Below are 1657 nucleotides of genomic sequence, written 5' to 3'. Positions count from 1 at the left end.
TGTGGCGGGAGAGTTGAAATGTCCGCCGGTTTGCAAAGTAGAAATGTCCGTAAGGCGCTCTCCGGCACAGCGGCCAGCCCCGATCTGAGCGGCTGATCCCGCTTGCAAGATCAGATCGGGGCGGGTGAGGCCGCCTTGGGCTTTAGCCTTGAGACTTCCGTTTGGCCATTTACTCTGCCACCTGCGGCGCCGGCAGCACTTTCTTGCGAGGCTTGCTGACCTTTAGATTGTCGAGAAAGTTCGCTCGTCGGCCAGGGCCGTGCGCCCGCTTGATGTAACCGTTCTTCTCGCTGTTGGTCTTTACAGCTGGCTTTGCCTGCTGATCCTGACGCTCTTTGATATAGGTCAGCACCTCGCTCAGTCGCTTGTTCTCCGTAATCGCTGAATGTGTTACCCGCTGGTCCTTGTCGAACACCGTGTAGGGCAGGGAATATCCCTTCCAGCGCACATCCAGGCGGCCGTCCGCATATGCATAGGTCTCGACATAGCGGCCAGCCAGACCGCGCGTCACCTCGCTCTCCTCCAGCATGATCCGCTTGCGTTCGAACGAAAACGTCAGCTGCGATCCGACATAACGCTGCTCGCGCTTGCACAAGATCTCCGTCAGCCGATCCGGCGCCAGATTCAGCGGACGATGCAGGTCATCAGGCCGGGCAGGGACGATCGCAAACCGCGCATTGTAGTCCTCCATGAAACCAGGCAGAAACGCATTGCCGGCCTCCATGCTGTCGATGCCGCAAAGCCTGAGCTCCTTGACCAACCGGTCCTGCAGCGTCCGGTTCATTCGTTCGACACGACCTTTGGCCTGGCTCGAGTTCGCACAAAGAATCTCGATGTTTAGCTCGCAAAGCGCACGCCCGAACTGAGTCATACCCTGACCGGCCCTGGCATCGCTCTTTGCCACCCGGAAGACCGAATGCTTGTCCGAGTAGAAAGCAATCGGCGCCCCGTGATGCTGGAGATAAAGCTTCAGCGCCTCGAAATAGGTGAAGGCACTTTCAGAACGCACAAAGCGCAGCTGCATCAGCCTGCCGGTCGCATCGTCGACAAACACCAGCAACGAGCACGGCGGTCCACGGTCCTCGAACCAGCGATGATCCGAACCGTCGATCTGCACCAGTTCACCATAAGCCTCGCGTCGCAACCGCGGCCGATGAAACGTCCGCCGCTGCTTGCGTGACAACCAAAGTCCGGCATCCGACATCCAGCAGCGGACCGTCTCGCGCGACACACGCAAGCCGTCGAGCTCAGTCAACTTCTCAGTGGCCAAAGTCGGCCCGAAGTCCGCATAGCGTTCACGAACCAGCGTCACCGCGTAATCGCGAACACCGTCGCTGATCCGATTGTTCGATGGCCGGCCGATCGCCTTATGCCGGATCGACGCCGCGCCGCCAGTCCGCATCCGTTGCAAGAGCCGACGCACCTGACGCTCACTCAGGTCAAGCACAAGCGCCGCAGACACCACGGTCATCCGACCGGCGGCCACCTTCGACAAAACCTCGATCCGCTGCAGATCGCGCTCGCTCATCGCTATCAATCCCATCCGCAATCTCCCAGGTCATCAAAACCCGGGGAGAGTGACATTCCAACTTTGCAGGATCAGGACACTTTAACTTTGCGGCTACAGATAGAAATCGTGTAATCTATCTTATGGAAC

At 58.9% G+C, this 1657-nt stretch carries 1 protein-coding gene; it reads right to left on the bottom strand.

Going from position 1 to position 1657, the window contains the following annotated elements:
* Window positions 1-169 precede the first annotated feature (169 nt).
* Window positions 170-1543, bottom strand: a complete 1374-nt coding sequence (locus tag AC1Q6Z_RS35245) for an ISNCY family transposase (RefSeq protein ID WP_492650747.1) — start codon at window positions 1541-1543, stop codon at window positions 170-172.
* Window positions 1544-1657: the final 114 nt, after the last annotated feature.

The organism is Shinella sp. GW835-FHT14H05 (assembly GCF_058793575.1).
This window is presented reverse-complemented; position numbering and strand designations above follow the sequence as displayed.